This window comes from Nitrosomonas supralitoralis (genome assembly GCF_003011925.2).
Classification (GTDB): Bacteria; Pseudomonadota; Gammaproteobacteria; order Burkholderiales; family Nitrosomonadaceae; genus Nitrosomonas; species Nitrosomonas supralitoralis.
This window is the reverse complement of sequence record NZ_PXXU01000094.1, coordinates 1-5,363: the sequence shown is the minus strand read 5'-3', so window position 1 is coordinate 5,363 and position 5,363 is coordinate 1. Positions and strand designations below refer to the sequence as shown.

Here is a 5,363-nt window from a genome sequence, read left to right as displayed (position 1 = left end):
TTATTATACCAATTCAGGGCAAATCAGGCCGCCTCAATTAGATGTTAACGGGACAGTAATGTTTTCTTCTGATGCAGCATTTAGACTGTACTCCCCTTGGTGGCTTGTTCACGAACATTGTGTTGGCAGCCTTTTTAAGATTCATGCAGACGCTTTTCAGCACACCTTGGGGTTGAATTTTGCCGTGCCGAAGTAGCTGGCCCGTCCCATCGGCGGTTGCATCGCTTTCGGATTATTTTTGGGCTTAAACGCTCTATACAATCATCAAATGCTTGATACGCTTTTCTCGTGTTTGCTGCCTGCCAGATGTTGTGTAGTGCTGCCTTGACGTTGTGCTGCAAGCTGTGAGCAGTTTTTCATTACATTGGCGGTTTTATGCTCCCAGCACCGCTGTGATCGGTATCCGGACAGCATCTGTGAGCCACAGCTTTCCAGAACTCTCCAACAGCCAGCTTGGGCATTCAGATTAAGAGCATTACTATCTGTCATGCAGTGTTTCCATATTTTGTTTATTGATCTGCCGAGATCCTCACCAATAGGTTACACTGCTTCTTTCACCCTTGTCATAAACTCTAAAGATCATAGCTCAACTAAAACGTTGAAACATCAAACCAGCGAGGTACAATTTTTTCCTGTCTAAGTATTGTCTCAAGCTTGTTGGTGAAATTGTGCCACCAATTTTGATTAAACTCGGCGGCCATTACTTCATAAATAATGATTTGATCTTTCTGCACATCTGCCTCTTCCTCCCAAACACCTTCCGCTGGGGATTGCGAGAATGCGGTAACACCGCTAAATCCTTTGGTTAAATCTTCCTTAATGTCCGTAAAGAATTTTATCGGAAATTTTTTCCTAAATTATCATTTAGCGGAAGTAGGAGCTGAAGAAGTTTCATGATTGTTAATTTCCGGTCGAAATTAGATTTTAAGTTCCTGAGAAGTTTTCAAGAATTCTGCCGATACTTTTTCAGCATGCTTCAGAAGTGTTGCGTCAATGTTTTTAAGAGTAATGGCACTGGCTTTCTTATATTTTTTCAACTCTGTCCACGTAACAGGCCATGCGATCGGAGCACCTGCTCGCGCCCGCAATGAAAACGGCACAATGGCCGTGGAAGAGAAGTCGTTACGGTAGAAGTCTATGAAGATTTTCCCCGTGCGTTTCTTCTTATTCATATTGGCGACGTATGCGTCCGGCACATCCCGCGCCATGTTCTCTGAGAATTCACGGGCGAATTCCTTAACCTCGTCCCAATTATGATCCGGTTTTATCGGGGCAACAACGTGCACACCTTTACCGCCTGAGAGCCGTGGAAATGAGACAAGTCCGATCTTCTTAAGACGGTTGCGTATGTCTCCTGCGGCCAGTTTCACCGCCTCAAACGGAACGCCTTCATCTGGATCAAGATCAAAAATGATTTGATCGGGTTTACCCTTATCTTTTAAAGTGCTCTGCCAAGCATGAAATTCCATCGTTCCCATTTGCGCTAGCTGCACAATGCCCACCTTATTTTCAACGTAGATATATTGGTGCTTGTTGACCTTATGCGTCACGGTTTTTGATTTGACCGAATCGCCTACGCCCTTCATGGCATTACGTTGGAAGAAACATTCGCCACCAATGCCGTCCGTGCAGCGTAAAAGACTAATCAAACGCCCGTCAATGAACGGAAGCATTAAAGGCGCGACTTTGGCGTAATATTCTGCGACATCTCCTTTAGTGATTGTAGTATTCGGATAAACAATACGCTCTGGATGAGAAATTGTTACACTGTTAAACGACACCTGCTCTGCCTTCGCCTTCTTGCGCGGTTTCAAACTCTTGGCTACTTCTTTCAAAGTCTGCGGCATTTCCTCCACCACAGCCTTAGGATTTTTATCTTCACGAAGCCCTTTAAAGGATGCGTGGCGGATATGGCCATCGGGCGTCCATTCCATAAAGGATATCTCGCACAGCTTTTCGGGCTTCACATAAATATATTGGCGTACCCCTCTGGGCACTTTGTCTGGGAAGGGAGATTTATCTAATTTAAGTGTGATGAGTTTTTGATAAAGCTCCTCAGCAAGTTTTTGAGTGAAACCCGTCCCAACTTTACCTGCGTAGGTAAATTTCTTGTTCTTAAAATACCCAAGCAACAACGCACCGATGGCTTTATTGTAATCCTTGGCAGGCATAAAGCCGCCTATTACAAATTCTTGCTCAAGGCCGCATTTGCTTTTTACCCAATCTTTGGTCCGTCGTCCGTAGTAATGACTATCTTTCTTTTTGGAAACCAAACCTTCTGCGCCAATTTTGCAAGCTTTTTCCAGAAGATCTGGAGCACTTTCTAAATGCTCCGAATAATGGATGGGGCCTTTTACTTTTTTTAAAATTTTCTTAAGCAACACTTTGCGACCAATCAAAGATTCTTTTCTCAAGTCTTTGCCGTTTAAATGGAGGAGGTCAAAAACCCAGCCTTCAATCTTCTCGGGTTCATCGTCCGAGAGCGCGGCCTGTAATGCCCCAAAATCAGTCCTGCCATTTTGATCGAGAACGCAAGCCTCCAAATCGAAAACAGCATTCTCCACATTCACTTCAGTGATAGCCTTGGCCAAAGACTCAAACTTATGGGTCCAGTCTTTTCCGCCTCGGGTGCGTAGAACAATTTTTCCATCTGAGACAAAAGCCATGAGGCGGTAGCCGTCATATTTGATCTCATGGACCCACGCATCACCGTCGGGTTGCTGATTAACGAGAGTGGCTAGTTCGGGGTGATCGTACTGCTTTAAAAGAGCATCTAGCGATGCCGTGGAGTTGGAGGCCTCCTGGTTGGGCTCCGATACTGGTTTAGGGGAATCAAATTTTGGCGCTTTGTTACGTTTGGTGGTGTTGCCAAATCCTGCTTTCCGGATATCCTTCATAGTACGGCCCGTTACGATACTCGTATTCTCACGCGTGAAGAAATCAGCATTCTTGGTCCTGTTTAGCGCAAAGTCGTCTTTGCTCTTGATGAGAAGCCAGTTTTCACGTTTATCGGGCGTGTGCATTCGGACCAAATGCCACTGACCCTTCATGCGACTCCCTTCAATTGTAAAATTGATACGGCCCTTTTTTTCCATTTCGTCTGGATCGTCGTCCGGCGTCCATGTTCCTTCATCCCAAATCATGACAGGACCAGCGCCGTATTGTTTTTCGGGAATGACACCTTCAAAATCGTTGTAATTCATCGGATGATCTTCGGTACGGACTGCCAACCGTTTATCTGCCGGATCGTAGCTCGGACCTTTTGTCACTGCCCAGCTTTTCATTACTCCATGCCATTCTAGTCGAAAGTCATAGTGGGTCCGTGTCGCCTCGTGAAGCTGAATAACAAAACGCAGATTTTTTTTAGCAAATTTTCCAGCTTTGCCTTGTGGTTCGGCCGTAATACCAAAGTCTCTTTTCTCGTTATATCTTTTTAAAAGGTCGATTGACATTTAAGCTACCTGGTTATTCTTGACCGACTTTTTGCAGAGGATTTCTTCGGCGCGGTCTTTTTAGAGGTACTTTTCACCTGGGATTCTGACCCCTTACCGCCTTTAGATTGTTCAACACTCTTGCGCAAGGCGTCCATAATACTAATGACTTTCCCGATTGGCATTTTCTCACCCTTAACGCGTGGGGCACGCTTTTCCATCTTGGCCTCGATGATTTCTTTCAAGCCTTCTTGATAGAGGTCCTTGAACTTGGTTGGATTGAAGTCGCTAGATTTGCGTTTAATAAGTTCCAATGCCAAATCCATTTGATCTTTTTCTGACTCGGTATTGGGGTCGATGTCTTCAAAATATTTCTCGGCTTTGCGAACTTCATAATTATATCGCAAGGTTTCGAGAATAAGGCCTTTTCGGCACGCCTTAAGCGCTACAATGCGTTCACGGTTTGCAATGATGACCTGACCTATGGCCACTTTCTTGCTTTTCTTCAATGCATCTCGAATGGTTACATAAGCTTCCTGCGCAAGTTTACTATCCGGGGAAACGTAATAAGGGTTATCAAAATAAATTGGATCAATTGAAGACAGGTCGGCAAACTGAACGAGATCAATTGTTTGCTTGCTCTCTAAGCGCAGCTTTTCGATTTCTTTATCTTCAATAGGAATAAAAACCCCCTTTTCATATTCATAGCCTTTGACAATATCGTCTGCTTCAACCACATCACCGTCTTCATTGACGTTTTGATAGTGAATGCGTTGGCCAGTATCCTTATCGTATTTATGGAGACGAACTTTCTCGCTCTGGGTCACGGCTGGATAAAGGCGGACAGGAAAGGTGACGAGGGACAACCTGATATGTCCCTTCCAGTAAGGGCGGTGTGGCATGTCGTGCTTCTCATAAAAATAATTAATATTTAATATTCACTCATGTGACTTTCGTCATTCAATCATCTAAGATAAATTAGTTAGGGAGATTCAATCAATAACCTTATCTAAAAGTGAAGTAGGAGTATTCTCATAATTTCAGACAAATATGATTTATTAATATGGCTTACAATTTAAATTTACTCAGTACGATGATTAACATGTAAGAAAATTCTAGGAAAAGCTGTATAGCAAAATTTATTGTTCGAGAAGGTGACACATTGATCATTGATCATTGATCATTGGAATTAGATAGGCTGGACAGGAACTTGGCTCATTTAATCCATCTGACAACAAGATTAAGTGAAATAAGTTGGGTTAATCAGTTTAAACGATCCAATTAATACATCGACGGCACAAATAGTGTTTGGTATTTTAGCTTCGCTTACTGAGTTTGAGCGAGAATTAATTCGGGAACGGACACAGGCCGGGTTAAAATCAGCCCGGATCCGCGGTCGCAAAGGAGTACGGCCTAAAAGGATGAGTCAATTGGCAATAGAAAAGGCAACCATTGCTGAAGCCTTTTACAAAAAGCGGCATTTTTGTAAGCATAACTGCTGAACAATTAGGAATCTTGAAAGCCACGATGTATTTGTCCCTTCGGTATCGAAACGTTGATATAGAAGTAATGCCTACATATATAGAGGTAATGGCTTCATGAAACAATTATTATCGGATCGGACTGGGGAAAATCTGCTTATGCCAGCATTTCCAGTAAAATTGTATGCCATAGTTGCTCGTCTATAACCCCCATTTTGCCGAGTAGACGACGCTTATCAACGACTCGGATTTGATCAAGTAATATCCGTGCAATTCGTCCGTCGAATTCGACTAGCGGGCGACAACCCAACGGTTGTCCTTTACTGGTTAATGGCGCAATAATAACCCTAGATAATACATCATTAAAATCGTCCGGGGAAACCACCAAAGCTGGTCGAGTTCTTTGGATTTCAGTTCCGACTGTGGGATCGAGATTAACCCAATACACCTC

The 5,363-nt window shown here is 43.5% G+C and carries 6 protein-coding genes; 2 read left to right on the top strand and 4 right to left on the bottom strand.

Annotated features, from left to right (window positions below; genetic code table 11):
• On the top strand, positions 1-196 hold a 196-nt coding region (locus C7H79_RS18565; RefSeq protein ID WP_206781772.1), incomplete at its 5' end, for a hypothetical protein.
• A gap of 68 nt (positions 197-264) precedes the next feature.
• Here the strand turns inward: C7H79_RS18565 and C7H79_RS16165 are convergent.
• From C7H79_RS16165 to ku, 3 genes are all read right to left on the bottom strand, one after another.
• Entirely contained in the window at positions 265-489 is a 225-nt protein-coding gene (locus C7H79_RS16165; protein WP_106708281.1) for a hypothetical protein, read from the bottom strand.
• Between the two features lie 428 nt (positions 490-917).
• Entirely contained in the window at positions 918-3,452 is a 2,535-nt protein-coding gene (gene ligD / locus C7H79_RS16160) for a DNA ligase D (protein WP_106708280.1), read from the bottom strand.
• A gap of 5 nt (positions 3,453-3,457) precedes the next feature.
• Positions 3,458-4,333, bottom strand: a complete 876-nt coding sequence (ku, locus tag C7H79_RS16155) for a non-homologous end joining protein Ku (protein ID WP_106708279.1) — start codon at positions 4,331-4,333, stop codon at positions 3,458-3,460.
• 360 nt (positions 4,334-4,693) lie between these two features.
• Between ku and C7H79_RS19600 the strand changes: the two genes are divergently transcribed.
• Positions 4,694-4,933, top strand: a complete 240-nt coding sequence (locus C7H79_RS19600; protein ID WP_197714662.1) for a recombinase family protein — start codon at positions 4,694-4,696, stop codon at positions 4,931-4,933.
• A gap of 136 nt (positions 4,934-5,069) precedes the next feature.
• On the opposite strand, the gene C7H79_RS16145 is transcribed toward C7H79_RS19600, so the two are convergent.
• Positions 5,070-5,363, bottom strand: a 294-nt coding sequence (locus tag C7H79_RS16145) for a type II toxin-antitoxin system PemK/MazF family toxin (protein WP_106708278.1), incomplete at its 5' end; no start/stop codon positions are given.

What these genes read in the sequence shown, in the direction of transcription:
- ku (WP_106708279.1), bottom strand. Translation starts at nt 4,333, where the DNA reads ATGCCACACCGCCCTTACTGGAAGGGACATATCAGGTTGTCCCTCGTC.
- ligD (WP_106708280.1), bottom strand. Translation starts at nt 3,452, where the DNA reads ATGTCAATCGACCTTTTAAAAAGATATAACGAGAAAAGAGACTTTGGT.
- C7H79_RS16165 (WP_106708281.1), bottom strand. Translation starts at nt 489, where the DNA reads ATGACAGATAGTAATGCTCTTAATCTGAATGCCCAAGCTGGCTGTTGG.